Origin of the sequence: Mycobacterium sp. ITM-2016-00318 (genome assembly GCF_002968285.2) — a bacterium.
Classification (GTDB): domain Bacteria; phylum Actinomycetota; class Actinomycetes; order Mycobacteriales; family Mycobacteriaceae; genus Mycobacterium.
Window position 1 is genome coordinate 4,253,096 of the sequence record NZ_CP134400.1, and the last position, 23,280, is coordinate 4,276,375.

Here is a 23,280-nt window from a genome sequence, read left to right on the forward strand (position 1 = left end):
AGCGTAACGAGGTGGGAGCGGCCGAATGTGGAGGGATAAGGTCAGCCGATGGAACAGTTCCGCCGCGGCGACCTTGTGTTCGACGTGATCGACGCCGGACCCACCGACGGCCCGGTGGTCGTCCTGCTACACGGCTTCCCGGAGCTCAACTCGATGTACCAGCCGGTCATCGACCGCCTGACCGCGCAGGGGTACCGCTGTCTGGCGCCTATGCAGCGCGGCTACTCCGCTGGCGCACGGCCGAAGCGGAGGCGTGACTACCGCGGCGACGACCTCGTCGGCGATGTGCTCACGCTGATCGATAGCAGCGGTGCGCAGCGGGTGCACCTCGTCGGGCACGACTGGGGCGCGGCGGTGGCCTGGTATGTCGCGCAGGCCGCTCCCGACCGCCTGCACACGCTGACGGCGCTTTCGGTCCCGCATCCCGCCGCGTTCCTGAAGGCCGTTGCGACCAGCCGCCAAGCGCTGTCGTCGTGGTACATGCTGTTCTTCCAACTGCCGTGGCTTCCTGAGCGCTTTTTGCTGAACAGGCGCGCGGTGCGAGGGTTCATCGAGTCGAAGCCGCCCCAAACGCGTGCACTGGCGCAAGCCGAGATGGACCTGATGCGGGAGCCCGGTGCGTTGACCGCCGCCCTCAACTGGTACCGCGCGATGCCGTTCAGCAGTCCGCGCAGGACCGTCCAAAAGGTCACCGTGCCGACGATGTACCTCTGGACCGACGACGACGTCGCGCTGAAGGAGAAGTGCGCGCGACTGTGCGCCGACTACGTGGTGGGCGACTATCGCTACGAGCAGTTCGAGGGTGTCTCACACTGGGTCGTCGACGAGCGACCCAACGAGGTGAGTGACCTACTGCTCGACTGGTTCACGGCCCACGCCGGCGCCTGACTCCAGCAGGCCGCAGCGGACATCGAACCGTTCCCGCACGGTGTCGAGGATGCGGCGGGCGCGCTCGCCGTCGCGTCGGTGAGTGAGCATGAACTTGACCACACCGGGCAGCCGCCGCGGCAGCGGGTACCACGCGTCGAAGTCGAGTCTGTTGTCGCTGAACACGCGACGCGGAACGTTGTCGTAGATGAGGCTCAGATTGTGCTGAACCAGCGCGAACAGAGCGTACGGGTGCGCGGTGGGAGATTTCCGTCGCAAATCGAGCATGTCGAGCTCGTACAGCGGAAGCTCTCTCAGCTTGTCGAGGAACAGCAGCTGGGTGAGGTAGTACCCGTGGAACGCGGGGAGGTGCAGAACCCAGGACCGCGGATTGATGGAGACCACCGCCCCACTCGCGGATACGTAGGGCTCGTACGGCAGATTGCTGTCGCCGCCGAGGTATCCCGTGCAGTTGATCAGCCAGCTGCCGGGTTGGATCGCCTTCCTCGACCCGCTGCGGAACACCAACTCGGTTTCGCCGTTACGGTCGACCGCGTCGTCGAAGTAGTCCATCACGATGTGACGAAGGCCCTCGGCGATCGTCTTGTTCTCGGCCTCCGACAGCAAGCCGGCAAAGTAGTTCTCGGCCTCCGGCGTCGGGTGGGTGCAGTAGGCCGCGCGGAACCACTTTTGCACCTCGACCTCGTTGGCCCCGTTGTACCGGCGACCCAATTGTTCGCTTATCGTGGCGAACTGGGTTCCCGCCCACCACTTGCTCGCCCCGGCTGGGAACAGGCGGTCGCGTTTGGCGAAGAAGGTCCCCCGGCCCGCGATCAAGTTCACTTCACGCCAGGGGCACGCTGTGATCAGCGCATGTGCCGTGTCCATCGCGGTCTTGCCGCCGCCGATGATCCACACCGGCGCGTTGCTGTCTCGGATCTCACCTGACCGAACGTCGCAGTAGTCGGGCGACACGGACTCGACGCGCCGACTGGAGACGTCGAGCGGCTCGTTGGGCGTGACGGCAAGTCCGTAGCCCTTGATCAGCCGCTTGGCTTCGACGACATGCACACGGCCGTCCGCGGCTCGACACGTCACCCGAACGATTCCGTCGACCTCTTCATGCGACTCCATCGTCGCGCCGAACAGTTCGTCGACGCGCACTCGCTGCTTGACGACGTCGAGACAGTGCGCGAAGTGGTCGAGCACTTCGCCTTTCGTCGCCAGATACGCGCGATCCTTGCCGAGCGTCCATTCGATGTCCCCCGCGGTGAACATGGGATGGGGTTGGTGGAGCCGGACATACGGGTAGGTGTCGACCCACATGCCGCCGACGCCCGGCCTCCTGTCGACGAGCACGATCTTCTGGTCCTGCGACAGGTACCGGCTGGCCACGTAGAGCGCGTTCATGCCGGCGATACCCGCCCCGACGATGCAGACGTCGCAGCGCATCACTGCCGCCTCCGGCGTAGCGGCAGATACAAGGTCGGGCACGAGAACAGTGTCCGCCGAAGCGGTGGGCTGGGCAGCGTAATCGACTACGCCAACCGATCGGCACCTGCTCGGCGAGGTGTAGACATGGATCATGAGCGCTACCGCCCGAATCGATGACCTGCTCGACCTCGATGCGCAGCTGACGCCGGAAGACAAAGAGTTGCGCGAGACCGTCCGCCGCTTCGGCGAGCAGCGACTGCGGCCGCACATCGCCGAATGGTTCGAGGCCGGCGAGGTGCCGGTCCGCGAGCTGGCCTCCGACCTGGGCAAACTGGGTGTGCTGGGGATGCATTTGGAGGGCTACGGGTGCGGCGGATCGACCGCCACCGCGTACGGCCTGGTCTGCCAGGAACTCGAGGCGGTGGACAGCGGCTTACGCAGCCTCGTCTCGGTGCAGGGCTCGCTGGCGATGTTCGCCATCCACCGGCACGGTAGCGAGGAGCAGCGCAAACAGTGGCTGCCCGATATGGCCACCGGCGACGCCATCGGATGCTTCGGGCTGACCGAACCGGACTTCGGTTCCAACCCCGGCGGCATGCGCACCACGGCCCGTCGCGACGGCTCGGACTGGATCCTCAACGGTTCGAAGATGTGGATCACCAACGGTTCGGTCGCCGACGTCGCGGTGGTGTGGGCGCGGGCCGAGGAGGGCGTGCTCGGCTTCCTTGTGCCAGCGGGCACGACGGGGTTCGAAGCGACCGACATGAAGCGCAAGCTGTCGTTGCGCGCATCGGTGACGTCCGAGTTGCATCTCGACGACGTGCGCCTGCCCGCCGAGGCGCAGCTGCCCGAGGCGCGGGGTCTGTCGGGTCCGCTGGCCTGCCTGTCGGAGGCGAGGTTCGGCATCGTGTTCGGCACCGTGGGCGCCGCGCGGGACTGTTTGGAAACGGCGATCGACTATGTCGGGACCCGCCAGGTGTTCGACAAGCCGCTGGCGGGTTACCAGCTGACGCAGGCCAAGATCGCCGACATGGCCGTCGAATTGGGCAAGGCGCAACTGCTTGCGCTGCACCTCGGCCGGTTGAAGGACGAGGGGCGGATCCGGCCGGAACAGGTGAGCTTCGGCAAGCTGAACAATTGCCGCGAAGCCATCAAGATCGCGCGCCAGTGTCGAACTCTATTGGGCGCGAACGGAATCACCTTGGAATATCCGGTGCTGCGGCACGCGAACAACCTGGAGTCGGTGCTGACCTACGAAGGCACGTCGGAGGTACACCAGATGGTCATCGGAGAGGCGCTGACGGGCGTCAGCGCCTTCCGATGACTCGAACTACGGTGTGAGCGGTGCGATCTGGCCGCCGGTGATCCTGCGCCACGCGAAGACGAGGAACAACGCCGCGACCGGTACCGCGACCAGGAGGCCCACGCCGCAGAGAATCGCGCCGGCGACGATGAGCGCGACCCCGACCAGCCAGGTCAAAAACGCACTGCCGAAATTGGCTTTGCTGGTTTCGAAGCTGGTCTTGACCGCGTCGACCGCTGGCAGGTTGCGGTCGAGCAGGGCGACCACGGTGAAGACCAGCAGAATGCTGGCGAGCAGACCGGGAATGACGCACAGGAAGAACCCGATCGTGGTGATGACACCGACGATCAGTCCCGCGATGATCACCTGACCGATGTGGCGCGGCCGGAAGAACGAACCGACCGACACCTGCTGCCCGTTGGCGATGTCGAGCACGCCGCTGAGGAATCCGGATTGGATTGCCGCGCCGACGATCAGCGACACGAACCAGCCCACGATCGCAATGAGGATCCCGCCGACACCCATGGACGTGGTGCTCCATGAATACGAGAAACCGTTCGCGTCAGACGTGTAGTCGCTCACGCCCGGACTCACCGCCGCCTGCAGCAGATTGATGATCACCTGCAGCACGATGACGATCAGGCCGTAGACGAGCGTCGCGATGATCAGCGGGGCCGCGTTCTTGCTGAACTTGTTCCACGCCCACGAAAACGCCTCGCCGACGCTGAATGGTTGTGCCCCACCGTAACCCGGCGGTCCTGCGGGCGGATAACCCGCCGGTGAATAGCCCTGCTGCGGTGGCGGCGGATAGCCGCCCTGCTGGGGTGGCGGCGGATAGCCGCTCGGTGGGGGAGGCGGTGGATAGCCGCCCTGCTGTGGCGGTGGGTACCCACCTTGTCCTGGCGGCGGGTAGCCACCTTGTCCTGGCGGCGGGTAGCCACCTTGTCCTGGCGGCGGGTAGCCACCTTGTCCTGGTGGTGGATAGCCACCCTCTCCCGGAGGCGGATAGCCGCCGCCCGGCGGAGGTGGAGTTGGTGGATTGGTCATAGAAGTCCTTTACCCAAGGGTACGGCGATGGTGGAGATGATCTTGTCCACGAGCGTCTGCCGCTTCACATCCCACAGCGGGAAGAGCACCGCGATGAGCCAGACGATGCCGCAGAGGCCGGCAGCCACCAGGTAGATCAGTTCTCGGACGACCGACATGCCGAATCCGATTGGCTGACCGGTCTTTTCGCTGACAATCTTGAACTTCATGATGCCCTTGCCGATGCTGGAGCCCGTTTTGCCTTGGCGATATCCGAGGTTCCAGATGATGTAGGCAAGCGCGATCAGACCTGTGAGGAAGACCGCGATCTGGCCGGTGGTGGACGCCCCCGTGGCGCAGAACTCACCGAGGTCGTACTCCGATGTGTCGGTGACACAGGCGGTTTCGCGGGTACTAATCAACAACAACCAGCCGATGCCCTCGAGAATGAGAACAGGAATGTAGTCGATGATGTACGCCAACGCACGCGTACCCCACGGTGTGTACGCCTCTTTCGGCAACGCCCCACCTGGCCCGGTGGCCGCCGGGAATCCGCCACCCTGCGACGGCGGGTAGCCCTGACCCTGCGGCGGCGGGTAGCCCTGACCCTGCGGCGGCGGCGGAAATCCGCCACTCTGCGGCGGTGGTGGCGGCGGGTAGTTGCCCGGCGGCGGGGGCGGATAATTGCCAGGGGGAGGTGGCGGTTGATCGGTCATGGACGCCTTCCAGGTCATCAGCTGGGATCAAGCGCTGCTTAATGTACCTGAGAAGATGCTCACAGCAGGGTCTTCGGCAAGAACCGCGCCGCGACTTGTCAAGCCGAAATCAACGCTGATTCGGCGGACCGGCGGGCTACCGTCTCGAGTTTCCGTCGGAGAGGAATCCGAGCAGATCGTGGCGGGTCAGAACGCCTACCGGCTTACCTTCCTCGACCACCATGACGGCATCGCAGTCGCGCAGCGCCTTCGCGGCGTGGCTGACCAACTCCCCCGCTCCGATCAGCGGCAGCGGCGGAAGCATGTGCTGAGATACCGCGTCGGCCAACTTCGCCCGACCTTCGAAGACCGCGGACAGCAGTTCGCGCTCGGACACGCTTCCGGCCACCTCGCCCGCCATCACGGGCGGTTCGGCTCCGACGACCGGCATCTGGGACACCCCGTACTCGCGGAGGATGCCGATCGCGTCGCGCACCGTTTCCGACGGGTGCGTATGCACGAGGTCGGGCAGCGCACCGGACTTGCCGCGCAACACCTCGCCGACGGTGGCCTGCTCCAGCGAGCCGTCGAGCCGGTTGCGCAGGAAACCGTACGAGGACATCCACGCATCGTTGAAAACCTTTGACATGTAACCGCGTCCGCCGTCGGGCAACAACACGACAACAACGGAATCCGGTCCGGCCTTCACGGCGGCCTCGATCGCCGCGACGACGGCCATGCCACAGGATCCGCCGACCAACAGCGCCTCTTCGCGGGCCAGCCTGCGCGTCATGTCGAAGGAGTCGGCGTCGGAGACGGCGATGATTTCGTCGGGCACCGACGGGTCGTAGGCCGACGGCCAGAAGTCCTCGCCGACGCCTTCGACCAGGTAGGGCCTGCCCGTACCGCCGGAGTACACCGACCCTTCCGGGTCCGCGCCGACGATGCGCACGGGTCCGCCCGGGCTGCCGTCGGAGACCTCTTTCAAATACTTCCCGGCGCCGCTGATGGTGCCGCCGGTGCCGACACCCGCGACGAAGTGGGTCACCGTCCCGTCGGTGTCATTCCAGATCTCCGGGCCCGTCGTCTCGTAATGGCTCGCCGGCCCCATCGGATTCGAGTACTGGTCGGGTTTCCATGCGCCGTCGATCTCATCGACGAGGCGATTGGACACACTGTAGTAGCTGTCCGGATGGTCCGGCGGCACCGCCGTCGGGCACACCACGACGTCAGCGCCGTAGGCGCGCAACACATTCCGCTTGTCCTCGCTGACCTTGTCCGGGCACACGAAGACACACTTGTAGCCGCGCTGCTGGGCGACGAGCGCCAGCCCGACACCGGTGTTGCCGGAGGTGGGTTCGACGATGGTTCCGCCCGGCTTGAGCTCGCCGCTGGCTTCCGCGGCGTCGATCATCTTCACCGCGATGCGGTCCTTGGAGCTGCCGCCGGGGTTGAGGTATTCGATCTTGGCGACGACCTTGCCCGCGCCTTCGGGGACGACTGAGTTCAGCGCAACCAGAGGGGTATTGCCGATGAGCTCACTGACGTGCCGGGCGATCCGCATACGTCCATGGTCTCAGGCCGCGGGAATGCTTACCAGGTGGCCTCTCGGATGTAGTCGCCCACCTGCTTCAGCGACCGCTTGGCCTCTTTCACCGCCGTTCCGGCGATCTGGAACACGTGCATCTGCCCCGGCCAGACCCGCACCTCAACCGGCACGCCCGCGGCGGCCAGCATGTGCGCCGCCTTGCGGGCGTCGTTCAGCAGAACCTCGGACCCGGAGACATGAATCAGCGTGCGCGGAAGTCCCGGCTCGATATGGTCGAGCGGTTCGAAGACCTCCTCTGCAACGCCGTCGACGACGTTGCGCTTAGCGGCGGCCTCCACCAATTCCACCAGCGCGTTGAACGCCTTGGGCGGGAACATCGCGTCGGAGTGGATGTTGGGGTGGTTGGCCCGCGCCTGGTTGTCGATCTCGAACAGCGGCGACAGCGTGACGATGGCTGCGGGCGACTCGCTCGCCAGGCCTTCGAGCTGCAGTTTCTCCGCCAGCGCGAGGGCAAGATAGCCGCCTGCCGAGTCCCCCGCGAGCACGATCTGGTCGGGGTCGTACCCCTTCAGTCGCAGCCACTTGTAGGCGTCGTAGCAGTCGTCGAGCGCCATGCCGACGGAGTGCTTCGGAATCATCCGGTAGTTGACCACCAGCACCGGGCTGTCGGCGAAGTTCGACAACGTCTCGACCAGGCGGCCATGGCTGTGAACGCCGCAGGTCAGAAACGCTCCGCCGTGCATATAGAGAACGATGCGGCGTTTGCCGTCGGCCGGAAGCACGCCCGCTGCGCGGACCAGCTGGGCGTTGCAGTTCGGCAGTGAGATCGTGGCACGAACCGTGCCCGGGGCCGGCTTCAGCACGCGGCACGCGAAATCCACAACCCCGAACGGCCACGGCATACGTGGTGCGTAGCTACCGATAGCCAGCGTCGGCCTTATAGTGAGCATTGCGGCCAGCGAAAGCAGCCGGCCACCGAGACTCGGACCGTCCTCGACGACCTCTACAGGCGCGCCGTCACTGACAGGAAACTTACGCGGTTTGTGCCCTCGAGCTGCGCTGATGGCAGCATTACGGGTGCTAGGAACCTTGCTCGGTGCCGTCATCGCCACCACTTCCTACGAAGCTGTAATGCCATTGGGTGGCGCTTTGCTCGGCCAACCTCGGTAACTTAGCTTGACATTGGTAACCCGTACAACACCCAACGAAACTTATTCGATACCGGACTTGATACCGCACCGTGACCGTCGAACAGGACTCGCCACGCGGATAGTGCGCGATCGCGCTAATAAACTGGTCACGTGAAGATTTGTGCATCGCGCAGGTCGACCGCCGTTGCGGCAGCGGCCACGCTCGCATCGACAGGCTCCGCCTATGTCGGAGCTCGCACCTTTCTGAGCGGCCAGGCAGAGCAGGCCCGACGCGTCATTCCGAAGGCATGGGACACCCCGCCGCGCGCCGACGGCGTTTACACCCCTGGCGGAGGTCCGGTCGAGCGCTGGCACCGCGGCGTGCCGTTCGACCTGCACCTGATGGTCTTCGGCGACTCGACGGCCACCGGATACGGTGCCCGCAACGCCGAGGAGGTGCCCGGCGTGATGATCGCCCGCAACCTGGCCGAGATCTCGGGCCGGCGGATCCGGCTGAGCACCAAGGCCATCGTCGGCGCCACGTCGAAGGGCCTGTCGGGCCAGATCGACGCCATGTTCGTCGCGGGCCCGCCGCCGGATGCGGCCGTGATCATGATCGGGGCCAACGACATCACCAAACTGCACGGCATCGGCCCGTCGGCCCGTCGGCTGGGTGCGGCGGTGCGGCGACTGCGGGCCAGCGGCGCGGTCGTCGTGGTCGGCACCTGCCCGGACTTCGGCGTCATCACCGCGATTCCGCAGCCGTTGCGCACGGTGGCACGCACGCGCGGTTTGCGACTGGCGCGCGCGCAGGCGGCGGCGGTGAGGACCTCGGGAGGCCTGCCGGTTCCGTTGGCCGACCTGATGACGACCAACTTCCGGCGGGCGCCGGAGCTGATGTTCTCGTCGGACATGTTCCATCCGTCGGGGGCCGGATATGCGCTGGCCGCCAACCAGCTGCTGCCTGCGCTGTGTAATGCGTTGGGCGGCTTCGCCACAACGGAGGAGCCGGAGTCACCGTTGGAGACCCGCACCGACGTCAGCACGCTGCTGTCGCGCCTCGGCGGGGTGAGCCGGCTGTGGCGCCGCTCGACTGGGGTCCCTGCACCGATAGTGGTGCCCGCCAGCTAGGTTCTCCCAGTAAGCCACTACTCCAGGAGCCGTCATGAGTGAAGCCGTCATTGTCGCGACCGCACGTTCGCCGATCGGCCGCGCAGGCAAGGGATCGCTGGTCGACATGCGACCCGACGACCTGGCCGCGCAGATAGTGCGCGCCGCGCTCGACAAGGTGCCTTCGCTCGACCCGAAGGACATCGACGACCTGATGATGGGCTGCGGGCAGCCCGGCGGTGAGGCCGGTTTCAACATCGGCCGTGCGGTCGCCGTCGAGCTCGGATACGACTTCCTGCCCGGCACCACGGTGAATCGGTATTGCTCGTCGTCGCTGCAGACGACGCGGATGGCGTTCCACGCGATCAAGGCGGGCGAGGGCAGTGCGTTCATCTCCGCGGGCGTGGAGACCGTGTCGCGGTTCCCGAAGGGCACCTCCGACGGCTGGCCCGACTCGCACAACCCGCTGTTCGCCGACGCCGAGGAGCGGTCGGTGAGCGCGTCGGCAGGCGCCGAGGAGTGGCATGACCCGCGTCAGGAGGGCCTGCTTCCCGACGTGTACATCGCGATGGGCCAGACCGCCGAGAACGTCGCGAACTTCACCGGCATCAGTCGCGAGGACCAGGACCACTGGGGTGTGCGCAGCCAGAACCGCGCAGAGGAGGCGATCAACAGCGGCTTCTTCGCACGCGAGATCTCCCCGGTGACGCTGCCCGACGGGTCGCAGGTCAGCACCGACGACGGGCCGCGTGCAGGCACGACGTACGAGAAGATCAGCCAGCTCAAGCCGGTGTTCCGGCCGAACGGCACGGTCACCGCCGGCAATGCCTGCCCGCTGAACGACGGCGCGGCGGCGGTAATCGTGATGAGCGATGAGAAGGCCAAGGAGCTGGGGCTGACGCCGCTGGCGCGCATTGTCGCGACAGGCGTGAGCGGGTTGTCGCCGGAGATCATGGGGCTGGGTCCCATCGAGGCGACGCGCAAGGCTCTTGCCAACGCGGGCATGACGATCGACGACATCGACCTCTACGAGATCAACGAGGCGTTCGCCGTGCAGGTGCTCGGCTCCGCGCGCGAACTGGGCATGGACCACGACAAGCTCAACGTGTCGGGCGGCGCGATCGCGCTGGGCCACCCGTTCGGTATGACGGGTGCGCGCATCACGGCCACCCTGCTGAACAACCTGCAGACGCACGACAAGACCTTCGGCCTCGAGACGATGTGCGTCGGCGGCGGCCAGGGCATGGCGATGATCATCGAGCGGCTGTCTTGACGACCCACTGACTCTGCCGAGGCGCTTCGAGTCTGCTGACAGATCGCCATTTCAAAAGTTCTCGCGATCTGGCCGCAGTCTGGAGCGCCAGGCGCGCGCGAGACGGCGCAGAATGTCGGCACTGGTATTGGTTTTGACGACTCTCAGCCGCGTCCAACCCAGCTCGTACAGATCTTCAGAGCGCTGAATGTCGTACCGATACTGATCCGGGTTGAGGCGATGGTGCTCTCCGTCGTACTCGAGGGCGAGCATCAGATCGTCCCACCCCATGTCGAGGTAATACCGGCGGCGGCCGTCGGCGCTCGTCACTGGAATCTGGGTCCGCGGTCGCGGGTAGTCATTTCGAATCACCAACAGCCGCAACCATGTTTCCTTCGGCGACGCTGCGCCAGGGTCGTAGAGGTCGAGGACCTTCGCGAGTTGGCGCAGCCCGCGTGAGCCGCGGTGCTCCCGGGCGATTCGCAGTATGTCCGGAGTTTGCAGTCCCGTGGCATTACCGAGCGCGTCGAGGTTTGCGATTGCCGCATCGAGCGGCCTTCGGCGGACGATGTCGAATCCTGTACGGGCTACCGTGGTGATGCGCATGCCATCGAATTCGCCCAATTCGTCTGTGCGGAACGGGTAGTCGTAGGTCCGCAGCCCCCTGGCCGGGCGGGCGTTCGGCCATATCAGCTCGACGGGCGCAGCGTCGTCGACCCACTTGGCGCCATGCAGCGCCGACGCCGTGAGGCCCGCGATGACACCTTGTCGATGAGACCACAGCCAGCCCGCCTTGGCTCGTTGATGCAACGTCGGAACGGCGTCTTTCTCCAGGTATACGTCTGGGAAGACCGCGAAGTACCGCGACCGCAGTTCATGCTTGCGAATCGCTCCGGCGACTACTGCCTCACTGCCGACGAACGGCGCGTCGAACCTTGCCATGGCTCGACTTTGGCGCGTTCACCTCGCCGAGTCTGCGGGCAGATCGCGATCTGTGGACGAAACGCGATCTGTGAGCAGTTTCGGCGAATAGTGAGCGCAAGAAGAAAGCCCCCGGCGTGCCGGGGGCTTTCGTCGTAGATGGTCGTCAATCGCTTTGCAAGATGGACAGCAGACGCAGGATCTCGATGTAGAGCCAGACCAGCGTGACGGTCAGGCCCAGTGCGACACCCCATGCCGCCTTCTCCGGCGCGCCTGCACGGATCATCTGGTCGGCGGCGTCGAAGTCGAGCAGGAAGCTGAACGCTGCCAGACCGATGCACACCAGCGAGAAGATGATCGCGATCGGGCCGTTGCCGCGAAGGCCGAGACCCTCACCGCCGCCGACACCGAACATCGCCAGCACGAAGTTGCCGAGCGCGAGCACCAACACACCGAAGATGCCGGCGATGATCATGCGAGTGAACTTCGGGGTGACGCGGATGGCGCCGGTCTTGTAGACGACGAGCATGCCGATGAACACGCCGATGGTGGCGAGGATGGCCTGCCCGATGAGGGCACCGGCGCTGGCACCGGAGACATAGAGGTTGGCGAGCAGGAACGAGATCGCGCCGAGGAACAGGCCCTCGAGGGCCGCGTAGGTCAGCACGATCGCGGGGTTGTCCTGCTTGCGGCCGAACGTGGCGATCAGCACCACTACCAGCCCGCCGAGGCCGCCGACCAGGGCGAACGGCATCGCCAGCGCAAGGTTGCCTGCGACAAGGAAGTACGAGACGACCGCAACGGCGCTGAGCACCGCCAGCGTGACGCCCGTCTTCGTGACGACGTCGTCGATGGTCATCGGACGCGAAACCCCGGTCTGCTGCCGGTCGGGGTACTGCGTCACATACGGGTCGGCATGTACTGCCGCAGCACCGGCGCCTGCGGCTCCGGTACCGAACTGCGCGTATCCGCCCTGCGTCTTCGGCAGGGAACGAAATACCGGGTTGCTGCTCTCGCGCACCGTCGGTTCCTCTCCTGTGCTGTCGTTCGCCTATTGACGAACACTTTCTCAACGATCGGCCACCTGGTCTGGTTCCCGAAGAAACCTCCCAGGTCTTTCACAGGAAAGCCTACCCGTAGCGGGGCCCCGCAGCGGCACGTTCTACATTGCATGACGTGGGCGAAAACGAGGATGTCCTAGTAACGGTCGCCGGCGGAATAGGGCTGATCAGCCTCAACCGGCCCAAGGCGATCAACTCGCTGACCCACCCCATGGTCTCAGCCATCTCTCAGGCACTGACCGAATGGCGGGATGACGACGCAGTACACGCCATCGTGTTGTCCGGCGAGGGCGAACGCGGCCTGTGCGCGGGCGGGGACATCGTCGAGGTTTACAACAGCGCTCGCGGCGACCACGGCGTGGCCAGTTCCTTCTGGTGGGACGAATATCGGATGAACGCCTACATCGCGCGCTATCCCAAGCCGTTCGTCTCGCTGATGGACGGCATCGTGATGGGCGGCGGCGTCGGCGTCAGCGCGCACGGCAGTCATCGTGTCGTCACCGACACCACGAAAATGGCCATGCCCGAGGTGGGTATCGGCTTCATCCCCGACGTCGGGGGGACGTACATCCTTTCGCGCGCGCCGGGGTTGCTGGGGTATCACGCCGCGCTGACGGGAGCGCCGTTCGCCGCCGGTGACGCGATCGCGATGGGCTTTGCCGACCACTTCGTGCCGCACGACGAACTCGCCGAGTTCAAGGCAGCGATCATCGCCGACGGTATCGACGCCGCCCTGGCCTCGTACGCGACGGATCCGCCGGCGAGTGAGCTACTGGCACAACGGCAATGGATCGACGAGTGCTACGCGGGGGAGACCGTCGAGGACATCGTCGCCGCGCTGCGCGGTCAGGACGCAGGCCCCGCCGGGCACACTGGCGGCACCGCCGCCGTCGACGCGGCCAACCTCATCATGACCCGCTCCCCCGTATCGCTCTCGGTCGCGCTGGAAGCGGTGCGCCGCGCGGCCAAGCTCGAAACCCTGGAAGACGTCCTGCGCCAGGAATATCGGACATCATGCGGGTCGCTGCGCAGCCACGACCTCGTCGAAGGCATTCGCGCACAGGTGATCGACAAGGACCGCAAGCCGAAGTGGTCGCCCCCATCAGTCGCGGCGGTCACCAAGGACGACATCGACGCGTACTTCACACCGCAGGGTCCCGACCTGACCTTCCCCGAGGAGAAGCAATGACCGACCGAAGACGACCGCGAGCGAGGATCGCTGGGCCCACGCCCGCAGGGCAGGGGACGAGGAACGAGCGGAGACCGAAACGAGTGGGAGTCGAGCAATGACCCAGAGCTACGAGACCATCCTCGTCGAGCGCGACGAGCGCGTCGGCACCATCACGCTGAACCGGCCGAAGGCGCTCAACGCCCTCAACAGCCAGGTGATGCACGAAGTGACCACCGCCGCAGCCGAATTCGACAATGACCCCGGCATCGGCGCCATCCTCATCACCGGCAACGAAAAGGCGTTCGCGGCGGGTGCCGACATCAAGGAGATGTCGGAACTGTCCTTCGGAGACGTGTTCGGACAGGACTTCTTCGCGCCGTGGGCCAAGCTGGCGGCGGTGCGCACCCCGCTGATCGCCGCGGTGGCGGGTTACGCGCTCGGCGGCGGCTGCGAGCTGGCGATGATGTGCGATCTGATGATCGCTGCCGACACCGCGAAATTCGGCCAGCCCGAGATCAAGCTCGGCGTGTTGCCCGGCATGGGCGGCTCTCAGCGGCTGACCCGCGCGATCGGTAAGGCGAAGGCGATGGACCTCATTCTCACCGGTCGCACCATCGACGCCGAGGAAGCCGATCGCAGCGGCCTCGTCTCGCGGGTAGTGCCCGCCGACGAGCTGATCCGTGAGGCAAAGGCGGTGGCCACCACCATCTCTCAGATGTCGCTGTCGGCGTCGCGGATGGCGAAGGAGGCCGTCAACCGTGCCTTCGAGTCGTCGCTGACGGAGGGCTTGCTTTACGAGCGCAGGCTGTTCCACGCGGCGTTCGCCACCGCCGACCAGACCGAAGGCATGAACGCCTTCAGCGAGAAGCGCCCACCGAACTTCACGCACAGCTAATCTGCCTGGGTGACTGACACCGCGGAGGCGACGGAAGAAGCAGCTCCGCAACAGGACCCGCCGCAGCACAAGCCGACCTGGTGGCAACGGCACTACACGTTCACCGGGACCGTCCTCGCGCTGGTGTTCCTGTGGTTGTCGCTGACCCCGTCGTTGCTGCCCCGCGGCCCGGTGTTCCAAGGGCTCGTCAGCGGGGCGGCAGGCGCGATCGGCTACGGCATCGGGGTCTTCCTCGTGTGGCTGGTGCAGTTCATGCTCTCGAGGGACGCCAGCCCGCATGCGCCGGGTTGGGCGTGGCTCGCGGTGGTCGTCGTCGGGGTCATCGGCCAGATTCTGATGATCATCTACTTCCACATCTGGCAGGACGAGGTACGCGACCTCAACGACGTTCCGCGAATGACATTCTGGGAGCATCCCCTGACCGCGGTGCTCGCCATCGTCGTGCTTTTCGTCTTCGTCGAAGTCGGCCAGCTGATCGGCAGGCTGGTCAAGTTCCTGGTCAGGCAGTTGAATCACATTGCACCGCCACGTGTCTCGGCGGTTGTCGTGGTCGTTTTGTTGTTCGCGCTTGCCATCGCGCTCCTCAACGGTGTCGTCGTCCGAGTGGGAATGGACTACATCAACAAGACCTTCAGCGCGGTCAACGACGAGACCGATCCCGACATCCCCGCGCCGACGTCGACGCTGCGGTCCGGTGGCCCCGATTCACTGGTCACCTGGGAGTCGCTCGGCCACCAGGGTCGGGTCTTCGTGTCAGGGGGCCCCAGCATCGGCGACCTGACGACATTCAACGGCAAGCCCGCCATCGAGCCGATCCGCGCCTACGCGGGCCTGAATTCCGCCGACGGCATCAAGGCGACCGCAGCGCTGGCCGCCGAGGAGCTGCGGGCCAAAGGCGGTCTCGACCGCGACGTGATTGCTGTGGCGACGACGACAGGCACCGGCTGGATCAACGAGGCCGAGGCGGGCGCACTGGAGTACATGTACAACGGCAACACCGCGATCGTGAGCATGCAGTATTCGTTCCTGCCGAGCTGGCTGTCCTTTCTCGTCGACAAGGAGAACGCGCGCCAGTCCGGTCAGGCGTTGTTCGAGGCCGTCGACGCGATGATCCGCGAAATGCCCGAGGCGCAACGACCCAAGCTGGTGGTCTTCGGTGAGAGCCTGGGCTCGTTCGGCGGTGAGGCGCCGTTCCTGGCGCTGAACAACGTCATCGCCCGCACCGACGGCGCGCTGTATTCCGGACCGACGTTCAACAACACGATCTGGAAAGACCTCACCCACAACCGCGACAAGGATTCGCCGGAGTGGCTGCCGATCTACGACAAGGGCGAGAACGTCAGATTCGTCGCGCGGCCGGACAACCTGCACCGCCCCGACGACCCGTGGGGTAGGCCGCGTGCGGTCTACCTACAGCACGCATCGGACCCGATCGCATGGTGGAACCCCGATCTGCTCTTCGCTGAACCGGATTGGCTGCGCGAGCCTCGCGGCTACGACCTGTCCGGACGCATGCAGTGGATCCCGGTGGTGACGTTCCTCCAAGTGTCCGCAGACATGGCCGTCGCCATCGACGTGCCCGACGGGCACGGCCACGTATACATCCGTGACGTCGCGAACGCTTGGGCCGCCATCTTGCAGCCGCCGGGATGGACACCGGCGAAGACGGAGGAGCTGCGGCCGATGTTGTTGCGGGGTTACTCCAGCTGACGTCAGTTGAGCTCCGCCAGAACCCCTTCAGCCTTCAAGGCGTGATAGCCGCCGATCACATCGGTCGACTTGTGCAGCCCGAGGTCGATCAACGATGCGGCGGCAAGGCTCGAGGTGTATCCCTCCGAGCACAGCACCACCCATTCCACGTCGTCGTCGACGGCCTCGGGAATCTTGGCGTCGCTGGTGGGATCGCAGCGCCACTCCAACACATTGCGTTCGATCACCAACGCTGCAGGAACGTGACCCTCGCGGTCGCGCTGCGCCTGCGGGCGGATGTCTACGAGCACCGCGCCGCGTTCGAGCGCACCGGCCACTGCGTCGGCGGGCATCCGCGCGAGCCGCGCGCGGGCGGCATCGAGCACCTTGTCGATACGGCTGGACATTGATTCGCTATCCTTCCGGGCCGTCGGTGAGTTCGGTTCGATTGCGGCGCAGTGTGTTGCGCCTCGTCACTTCGTAATACGACATCGCGGTCAGCGGCGGGGAGTAAGCGTGCACGCTCAGCGTAGGGCCCGCGACGGTGATGCTGGACGTCGGCGCCCAGATGACATCGTGCACCCAGCCGAGCGGGAATGCCGCCTGATCACCCGCTTCAAGCCTGCGGCGACGCAATGTCTCGCCGTCCCAACGGAATTCGTCGAGCGCACCGGACAGCAGCGTCAGCGCGCCGAGTGAGCCGCCGTGGTCGTGCAGCTCGGTCGCGTGATCCTTGACCCAGCTGATCAACCAGATGTCCAGCTCGTCGTCGCCGTGGATGCGCGTGTACCACCGCTCGTCGGCGGGCAGTCCGCCGGCCGGCAGCAGGTGGTTGTAGCGGCCGCTGAGGACACCGTCGGCGGCTTCGTCGACCGCGTTGAGCAGATCCGGCACGCGCAGCCGGGTGGGCGCGGAGCGGACGGGCGCGGCAAGAGATGGTACGGACAGGGCGGAAACCATGGGAGCTCCAGAAGAGACGACGGGCAGGGGTCGGCTGTCAGGCCGTACAACACTCCCCAGCACGCGGGTGGGCCCACGCCACTCCGGTCCGCTCCATCACGTCGGCGAGTGTTGCATAGATTGGCTGCATGCGCCTCTACTCCCTTTGCGTCGCGGTGTCCGCGACGACGTTTGCGATCACCGGTTGTTCCTCGGGAGGCGACAGTGGCGAGCCCACGTCGGCGCCGCCGACGACGACCGCGGCCAGCTCGGAAACGCACACCCCGGCCCCTGGCGCCGTCGAGGTCTCGCCGGGAGGCGTGACCACCGCGGTCGGGTCGGACGCCGAGTCGACCGAAGAGGAGTACTCGCAGGCCTGCCAGGCCGCGAAGGTGTGGATCGACCAGCAGGGCGGCGATCGGAAGTCGCAGGTCGAGGCCTACCTCAAGCAGATCCAGGATCCCAACACACCGCCGGGTCCGGCCACGTACGGCACCCCGTGGGCGCAACTGTCCCCCGCTCGGCAGGCGGCTGCCATCGTCGCGGTCCAAGCGGGCGCCGACTCGCTCTGCTGAGTTCAAATCACGTGTGCGAGAAAGTCCGCTAGCGCCGGCCCGCGATCCATTCTCGGCCACGGGCGACGGCGTCATCGAGCGCGCCGAACACCCGGTCGGTAGCGGGCACGATGCCGTCGGGCCCGAGCACATCGACCAGCCCTCCCCGTTCCAGGATCCGGTGCGCGGCAGGCGTCACACCTGCGACGATCAGGCGCCCACCGTGGCTCTCCAGTTGGCCCGCCCACCGCCGCAACGCCTTGATCGCGACCGACGACGGTACATCGGGCAGCATTCGCATGCTCAGTACGACGACGGCGTTCGTCGAGCCCGCCGGCCTTGGCCACTCCTCGTCGATGCGGGCCACCTCGGCGAAGAGCCCGACGCCTGCGTAGTGCAGGACGGTCACCTCGTTGCTCGGGCACTCCTCGGGGACGGGGATCACTTGGTAGTCGCCGTCGTCGGTCTGCTTCAAGGCCATCAGCTGCGCGGATTGCGTGGCCTTGACGCAGTACAGGACAAGCGAGGCGATCACCCCGATCAGGATCGCGGTGTGCAGCGGCAGCTGGGTGGTGGCAACGAAGGTGATCAGCATGGCGACTGCGGACATCGGTGCCACCCGCAACACCAGCTTGATGTCGGGCAGCCTGCCTGCGATGAGCTCGAAGCCGATGACCAGGATCAGGCCGCCGATGACCGGCATCGGGATGAGCTCGGCGGCAGAACCGGCGAGCAGGACAAGCACCGCGAGCCACATGCCTGCGAAGATTCCCGCCCAACGGGTCTGCGCGCCAGCGGATGTCGCGACACCGGTGCGGGAAAGCGAACCGCCCGCCGGCAATGCCCCGAAGAAGCCACCGACGAGGTTGCCCGCACCTTGCGCCGTGAAGTCGCCGGACATGTTGCTGCGCGTGCCGTCGGGATTCGGCACCGACGCCGAGATTCCTGCGGCCTGCGCCAGCGCGACCAGGGCCACCGCGATACCGCCGAGCAGCAGTTCGGGCATGGCCGCGAAATTCGGAATAGACAGGGGCGGAAGTGAATTCGTGATCGAAGCGATATCACCGACCGTCTCGACCTCGACGCGGGCGACGGCGACGACGACCGTCACCACCACGAGCGCCAGCAGAATGGCGAACGATTTCAGTGGCTTGATGAAGTGGAACACCACCCAGACCGCGACGGTGCCTGCCGCGACGGCAACGGCCAGCGGCTGCCACAGCCCGATATGGGCCAGCGCATCGACGAACTTACCAATAGTGTTGTTACTCTGCGGTTTATAACCGGTGGAGTCGCGCAGCACGCCCGCGATGATCTGCAGCGCGATGCCGGTGCTGAACCCGGTCATCACTGCGTTGGAGACGAAGTTCATGACTGACCCGAAGCGAAGCAGGCCGAAGATCAGCATCACGATTCCGACGACTAGCGCCAGCGCGGCGACATTGGCGGGGTCGGCCGGGTCGAGGCCCACTTCGGCCAGCACGCTGCGGGATGACAGCGCGATCGCGCTCGTGAGTGTGGTGACCATGAGCACGGTGCGCGCGAACAGCGAGGCGACGATGCCTGGAACTACCCCTGACCAGAGTCCGACGACAGGGTTGAAACCGCCGATGCTGGCGTAGGCCATTCCCTCGGGGATCGAGAACAACCCGGTGACTAGGCCGGCGAGTACGTCGCGCGGTTTGGGCCTGCCGAGTCGACGCACCGCAGACTTGACCTTGAAGTCGTGTGCGGGCACAGCCGATTGTGGCGCCGCCGACGCCGATTACGGCGCAAAATGGGTGCTATGTCTGGCAATCGAGTGGCGCTGGCGCTCGGCAGCGGGGGTGCGCGGGGATACGCCCACATCGGAGTGATCAACGAGCTGCAAGAGCAAGGCTACGAGATCGTCGGCATCGCGGGGTCGTCGATGGGTGCACTCGTCGGCGGGCTGCAGGCGGCCGGGAAGCTCGACGACTTCGCCGAATGGGCGAAAGCGCTGACACAGCGCGCGGTGCTTCGGCTGCTGGACCCGAAGATCACCGCCGCAGGAGTGCTCCGGGCCGCGAAGATCCTCGACGCGGTTCGCGACATCCTCGGTGAGGTCACGATCGAGGATCTGCCGATCCCGTATACGGCGGTGTCGACCGACCTGATCGCGGGCAAGTCGGTATGGCTGCAGCGGGGCCCGGTGGACGCGGCGATCCGGGCGTCGATCGCTATACCGGGTGTCATCACTCCGCACATCCTCGACGGACGCCTGCTCGCCGACGGCGGTATTCTCGACCCGCTGCCGATGGCGCCGATCGCGGCCGTCAACGCCGACCTCACCATCGCCGTGAGCCTGGCCGGCAACGAGACCGACGGTCGCTACGAGCCGACCGAAGCGGAGCCGCGCGCCACGACGGAGTGGTGGAACCGGATGTGGCGCAGCACTTCGTCGTTGTTCGAGTCGAGCACCATGCTCAACAGGTTCGGCCTTGCACCCGACGAAGCCGACGACGCGGAGTCGGTGATCGAGTCCGACAGCGACGAAGAACTCGTCGACAGCGCGAAGGAAACACCGGTCCCAAAGCTCGGCAGCTTCGAGGTGATGAACCGCACCATCGACATCGCGCAGGCCGCGCTGGCGCGGCACACGCTCGCGGCCTATCCACCCGACCTGCTGATCGAGGTGCCCAGAACCGCCTGTCGCAGCCTGGAATTCCACCGCGCGTCCGAGGTCATCGACGTCGGCCGCGAATTGACAGCGCAGGCCGTCAAGAGGCTGGAAGGCTGACAACGCGCTTCAGCCCAGGCTGGGAGATGGCCTGGGCTGAAGCTTGGAATGGCTTGTGCGGTTATCCGCACACACAACCGCCGTAATCGATTGGGTCGCCACCCGGGAAGCCGCCACCGGGCGCCGGGGCAGGCGCGGGTGCGGGCGCCGGGGCTGGGGCAGGAGCCGGGGCCGGGGCAGGAGCCGGAGCCGGGGCAGGAGCGGGGGCAGGAGCCGGAGCCGGGGCAGGAGCCGGGGCGGGCTTGGGCTCTTCCTTCTTGGGCTCTTCCTTCTTGGGCTCTTCCTTCTTGGGCTCTTCCTTCTTCTCCTCGACAGGCTTGGGAGAAGCGACCGGGCCGGGAGCGGCGACCGGGGCGGGAGCGACCGGGGCGTTGACCGTGCGCGGCGCCGAGGGGGTGACCACCCGCACCGGGGCGGGGTTGTTCACGATCACCGGGGCGGTGCCCGGATCGTTGTCGGCGCTCAGCGACGGGATCTCGATCGTGGAGGGAACGTTGAACACCGTCGAGGGCTGCGAGGCCGCGGCCTGCTCGGGTGCGCTGCTGGAGTTCATCAGATACATCCCACCGAAGGCAGCCGCACCCACGACCGCCAGGCCCGCGATCATCAGCAGACCCTTGCTCGCCGTGGCCGACTGCGCCACCGGCGCCATCTGCTGCACGGGCATCTGCTGCATCGGCATCGGCGCGTAGCCGTAGCCGTGGTGCTGGGGGCCGTAGTTCGGGTGCTGGGGGAAGGTGTTGTACATCACGTGTCCTCTGGTCTGAAGCTCGCTTGTGCGTCGCTTTCACAGGTAGGAGCGATCAACCCAGACCAGTCGCACACTTTTTCCCAAAGAAATTCGAGAAAACTCTTCACCAACCATCACCGCAGGTCAGCACTTTTCGCCGGGCGGTCAGCCGGCGAGGAAATCGGCGACTTCGGCGGCGACGCGGCGGCCCTGCGCGCGTCCGGCGCGCGCCGACGGCTCGCGGCACGCCGGGTCGAGCGGGTTCGGGCCGAACGCCGAGAGTGCATCGTCGTCGGCGAAGACGCCCAGTGATCGACCGGGAAACGCGTCGACCTCAACCGCCGGATCGGGGCCGAACGGCGACGGCGCACCCTTTCCCGAGGGCACCAGGACGACGACGGTGCCGCAATCGAAGGCCAGCTTGAGGTTCATGGTGCTGCCGACTCCGCCGTCCATGTAGCGGTGCTCGCCGATCGTCACGGGAGGCCACGCACCGGGCACGGCGCAGCTCGCCGCCACGGCGTCGACGAGTTCGACGCCCGATCCGCGGTCGAAGACGACCAGTTCACCGGTGCCGATGTCGATAGCGGTGATACGCAGATCGCGCTCCGGCCAGTCGTGCGACGGCAACCGCTGGGCGATGACGTCGCGTCGGACGGCTTCGGGCACGGTCGCCGTCGTCTGCGCGACCTGCCCGATCCGCTGCAGCTTCTGCGCGGTCGTCGCGTCGCGGTCCGAAAGGGCGCTGATGAACAGTTCGGTGATGCCCTCGATGTCGACGCCGGGCGTGATCTCCTTGGATGCACCCGTGATCTGGCGTTCGTACAACTCGTCGAGGCTGCGCCCGCTCCCCAATTGGGCGGCCACCGCCGAACCGGCCGACGTGCCGATCACCACGTCGGACGCCAGCAGCGCGGTCGCCGTCTCCGCCGACTCGTCTTCGATGCCCCGCAGGATGCCGATCTCCCAGGCGATACCCGCCAATCCCCCGCCGGCCAGCACCAGGCCACGTTTCGATGTCACAGGCGGAGTCTGCCAGGCTGGCGATAACCGCCCTTGACACACCAACCCCGAGGAGCAGACGTCGATGAAGACGAAAGCGGCCGTGCTATGGGGCCTGCACCAGAAGTGGGAGGTCGAAGAGGTCGACCTGGACGGCCCCGCGCACGGCGAGGTGATGGTCAAGATGACCGCGAGCGGGCTGTGCCACTCCGACGAGCACCTGGTCACCGGCGACCTACAGATGACCATGCCGGTGGTCGGCGGGCATGAAGGCGCGGGCGTCGTCGTGGAGGTCGGCGCCGGAGTCACCGATGTCGCCGAGGGCGATCACGTCGTGCTGAGCTTCATCCCCGCGTGCGGGCGGTGCGGGCCGTGTGTGCGCGGAATCAGCAATCTGTGCGAACTCGGGATGTATCTCCTCAAGGGCCCTCAGCTCGACGGCACTCATCGCTTCCATGCCCGCGGTCATGACGTCGGCCAGATGTGTCTGCTCGGAACGTTTTCGGAGTACACGGTGGTGCCGACCGCGTCGGTGGTGAAGGTCGACGACAGCGTCGCGTTGGATAAAGCTGCACTGGTCGGCTGCGGGGTGACCACCGGCTACGGCAGCGCGGTTCACACCGGCGAGGCCACCGCGGGAAGCACGGTTGTGGTGATGGGCGTCGGCGGAGTCGGCATCAACGCCGTGCAGGCGGCCAGGATCGTGGGCGCGCGACACATCGTCGCGCTGGATCCGGTCGAGTACAAGCGTTCCCGTGCAATGGAGTTCGGCGCCACCCACACCGCCGCGTCTGTCGAGGAGGCGGCCAAGCTGGTGATCGGGCTGACCCGCGGGCAGAAGGCCGACGTCTGCGTCGTCACCACCGACGTCGCAGAGGGCGCCTACGTCGCACAGGCACTCAGCCTGGTCGGCAAGCGCGGAAGGGTGGTGATGACGGCCATGGCGCATCCGGGCGAGGAACAAGTGAGCATGTCACTCGTCGACCTGACCCTGTTCGAAAAGCAGCTCCGGGGTTCGCTTTTCGGCTCATCAAACCCCCGCGTCGACATCTTCCGCATGCTGGACCTCTACGACTCCGGACAGTTGATGCTCGACGAACTCATCACCCGCGAATACACGCTCTCCGACATCAATTCCGGGTACGACGATCTCCGCACCGGCGTCAACCTGCGCGGGCTGATCAGGTTCTGACG

Annotated in this window: 22 protein-coding genes; 10 read left to right on the forward strand and 12 right to left on the reverse strand. The window is 66.2% G+C overall.

What is annotated here, in order from left to right:
• Window positions 1-48: 48 nt before the first annotated feature.
• Window positions 49-888: an alpha/beta fold hydrolase gene (locus C6A82_RS20805; RefSeq protein ID WP_105344814.1), complete on the forward strand. Its 840-nt coding sequence runs from the start codon at window positions 49-51 to the stop codon at window positions 886-888.
• Here C6A82_RS20805 and C6A82_RS20810 read toward each other — a convergent pair.
• Entirely contained in the window at window positions 850-2,319 is a 1,470-nt protein-coding gene (locus C6A82_RS20810; RefSeq protein WP_105344822.1) for an FAD-dependent oxidoreductase, read from the reverse strand. The two genes, C6A82_RS20805 and C6A82_RS20810, sit on opposite strands and share 39 nt — an antisense overlap.
• Before the next feature lie 133 nt (window positions 2,320-2,452).
• Here C6A82_RS20810 and C6A82_RS20815 point away from each other — a divergent pair, with 133 nt between their 5' ends.
• Window positions 2,453-3,625: an acyl-CoA dehydrogenase family protein gene (locus C6A82_RS20815; protein ID WP_105344815.1), complete on the forward strand. Its 1,173-nt coding sequence runs from the start codon at window positions 2,453-2,455 to the stop codon at window positions 3,623-3,625.
• A gap of 6 nt (window positions 3,626-3,631) precedes the next feature.
• Here C6A82_RS20815 and C6A82_RS20820 read toward each other — a convergent pair whose 3' ends face one another.
• The 4 genes from C6A82_RS20820 to C6A82_RS20835 form a co-directional block, all read right to left on the reverse strand.
• Window positions 3,632-4,651 carry a hypothetical protein gene (locus C6A82_RS20820; protein WP_105344817.1) on the reverse strand — a complete coding sequence of 340 codons (1,020 nt, stop codon included), beginning with the start codon at window positions 4,649-4,651 and terminating at the stop codon, window positions 3,632-3,634.
• Complete coding sequence (locus C6A82_RS20825; RefSeq protein WP_311101448.1) at window positions 4,648-5,346, reverse strand: RDD family protein; 699 nt, start codon at window positions 5,344-5,346, stop codon at window positions 4,648-4,650. Before C6A82_RS20825 ends, C6A82_RS20820 begins: the two co-directional genes overlap by 4 nt.
• Window positions 5,347-5,482: 136 nt before the next feature.
• Window positions 5,483-6,889, reverse strand: a complete 1,407-nt coding sequence (locus C6A82_RS20830) for a cystathionine beta-synthase (RefSeq protein ID WP_105342197.1) — start codon at window positions 6,887-6,889, stop codon at window positions 5,483-5,485.
• 29 nt (window positions 6,890-6,918) lie between these two features.
• Window positions 6,919-7,980: an alpha/beta hydrolase gene (locus C6A82_RS20835; RefSeq protein ID WP_105342205.1), complete on the reverse strand. Its 1,062-nt coding sequence runs from the start codon at window positions 7,978-7,980 to the stop codon at window positions 6,919-6,921.
• 195 nt (window positions 7,981-8,175) lie between these two features.
• Between C6A82_RS20835 and C6A82_RS20840 the strand changes: the two genes are divergently transcribed.
• Together C6A82_RS20840 and C6A82_RS20845 are read left to right on the forward strand one after the other, a co-directional pair.
• On the forward strand, window positions 8,176-9,135 hold the full coding sequence (locus C6A82_RS20840) for an SGNH/GDSL hydrolase family protein (protein ID WP_105342198.1): 960 nt from the start codon (window positions 8,176-8,178) through the stop codon (window positions 9,133-9,135).
• 34 nt (window positions 9,136-9,169) lie between these two features.
• Window positions 9,170-10,387: an acetyl-CoA C-acetyltransferase gene (locus C6A82_RS20845; RefSeq protein ID WP_105342200.1), complete on the forward strand. Its 1,218-nt coding sequence runs from the start codon at window positions 9,170-9,172 to the stop codon at window positions 10,385-10,387.
• A 51-nt stretch (window positions 10,388-10,438) separates the two neighbouring features.
• Here the strand turns inward: C6A82_RS20845 and C6A82_RS20850 are convergent, their stop codons facing one another.
• A complete protein-coding gene (locus tag C6A82_RS20850; protein ID WP_105342202.1) occupies window positions 10,439-11,308 on the reverse strand; it encodes an endonuclease domain-containing protein in 870 nt (289 codons plus the stop codon).
• A 145-nt stretch (window positions 11,309-11,453) separates the two neighbouring features.
• Entirely contained in the window at window positions 11,454-12,308 is an 855-nt protein-coding gene (locus C6A82_RS20855; RefSeq protein WP_105342204.1) for a Bax inhibitor-1/YccA family protein, read from the reverse strand.
• A 155-nt stretch (window positions 12,309-12,463) separates the two neighbouring features.
• On the opposite strand from C6A82_RS20855, the gene C6A82_RS20860 reads away from it, so the two are divergent.
• The 3 genes from C6A82_RS20860 (at window position 12,464) to C6A82_RS20870 (ending at window position 16,124) form a co-directional block, all read left to right on the forward strand.
• Window positions 12,464-13,537, forward strand: coding sequence for an enoyl-CoA hydratase/isomerase family protein (locus tag C6A82_RS20860; RefSeq protein WP_105342481.1), 1,074 nt, complete (start codon window positions 12,464-12,466; stop codon window positions 13,535-13,537).
• A gap of 97 nt (window positions 13,538-13,634) precedes the next feature.
• Window positions 13,635-14,414 (forward strand): enoyl-CoA hydratase, encoded by a 780-nt coding sequence (locus tag C6A82_RS20865; protein ID WP_105342479.1) that lies wholly within the window; start codon window positions 13,635-13,637, stop codon window positions 14,412-14,414.
• Window positions 14,415-14,423: 9 nt separating this feature from the next.
• A complete protein-coding gene (locus C6A82_RS20870; RefSeq protein ID WP_105342477.1) occupies window positions 14,424-16,124 on the forward strand; it encodes an alpha/beta-hydrolase family protein in 1,701 nt (566 codons plus the stop codon).
• 2 nt (window positions 16,125-16,126) lie between these two features.
• Here C6A82_RS20870 and C6A82_RS20875 read toward each other — a convergent pair whose 3' ends face one another.
• On the reverse strand, window positions 16,127-16,510 hold the full coding sequence (locus C6A82_RS20875; RefSeq protein WP_105342476.1) for a rhodanese-like domain-containing protein: 384 nt from the start codon (window positions 16,508-16,510) through the stop codon (window positions 16,127-16,129).
• Window positions 16,511-16,517: 7 nt separating this feature from the next.
• Window positions 16,518-17,063 (reverse strand): cysteine dioxygenase family protein, encoded by a 546-nt coding sequence (locus tag C6A82_RS20880; RefSeq protein ID WP_105342474.1) that lies wholly within the window; start codon window positions 17,061-17,063, stop codon window positions 16,518-16,520.
• Window positions 17,064-17,191: 128 nt separating this feature from the next.
• On the opposite strand from C6A82_RS20880, the gene lpqV reads away from it, so the two are divergent.
• Entirely contained in the window at window positions 17,192-17,617 is a 426-nt protein-coding gene (gene lpqV / locus C6A82_RS20885; RefSeq protein ID WP_105342472.1) for a lipoprotein LpqV, read from the forward strand.
• A gap of 28 nt (window positions 17,618-17,645) precedes the next feature.
• Here lpqV and C6A82_RS20890 read toward each other — a convergent pair whose 3' ends face one another.
• Window positions 17,646-19,334, reverse strand: a complete 1,689-nt coding sequence (locus C6A82_RS20890; protein WP_233216773.1) for a SulP family inorganic anion transporter — start codon at window positions 19,332-19,334, stop codon at window positions 17,646-17,648.
• A gap of 48 nt (window positions 19,335-19,382) precedes the next feature.
• Here C6A82_RS20890 and C6A82_RS20895 point away from each other — a divergent pair, with 48 nt between their 5' ends.
• Window positions 19,383-20,354 (forward strand): patatin-like phospholipase family protein, encoded by a 972-nt coding sequence (locus C6A82_RS20895; RefSeq protein ID WP_105342471.1) that lies wholly within the window; start codon window positions 19,383-19,385, stop codon window positions 20,352-20,354.
• Between the two features lie 61 nt (window positions 20,355-20,415).
• On the opposite strand, the gene C6A82_RS20900 is transcribed toward C6A82_RS20895, so the two are convergent.
• Complete coding sequence (locus C6A82_RS20900; protein WP_311101449.1) at window positions 20,416-21,102, reverse strand: hypothetical protein; 687 nt, start codon at window positions 21,100-21,102, stop codon at window positions 20,416-20,418.
• Window positions 21,103-21,249: 147 nt separating this feature from the next.
• Window positions 21,250-22,107 carry a patatin-like phospholipase family protein gene (locus C6A82_RS20905; RefSeq protein ID WP_105343998.1) on the reverse strand — a complete coding sequence of 286 codons (858 nt, stop codon included), beginning with the start codon at window positions 22,105-22,107 and terminating at the stop codon, window positions 21,250-21,252.
• Between the two features lie 64 nt (window positions 22,108-22,171).
• Here C6A82_RS20905 and C6A82_RS20910 point away from each other — a divergent pair, with 64 nt between their 5' ends.
• Window positions 22,172-23,278, forward strand: coding sequence for an NDMA-dependent alcohol dehydrogenase (locus tag C6A82_RS20910; protein WP_105343995.1), 1,107 nt, complete (start codon window positions 22,172-22,174; stop codon window positions 23,276-23,278).
• Window positions 23,279-23,280: the final 2 nt, after the last annotated feature.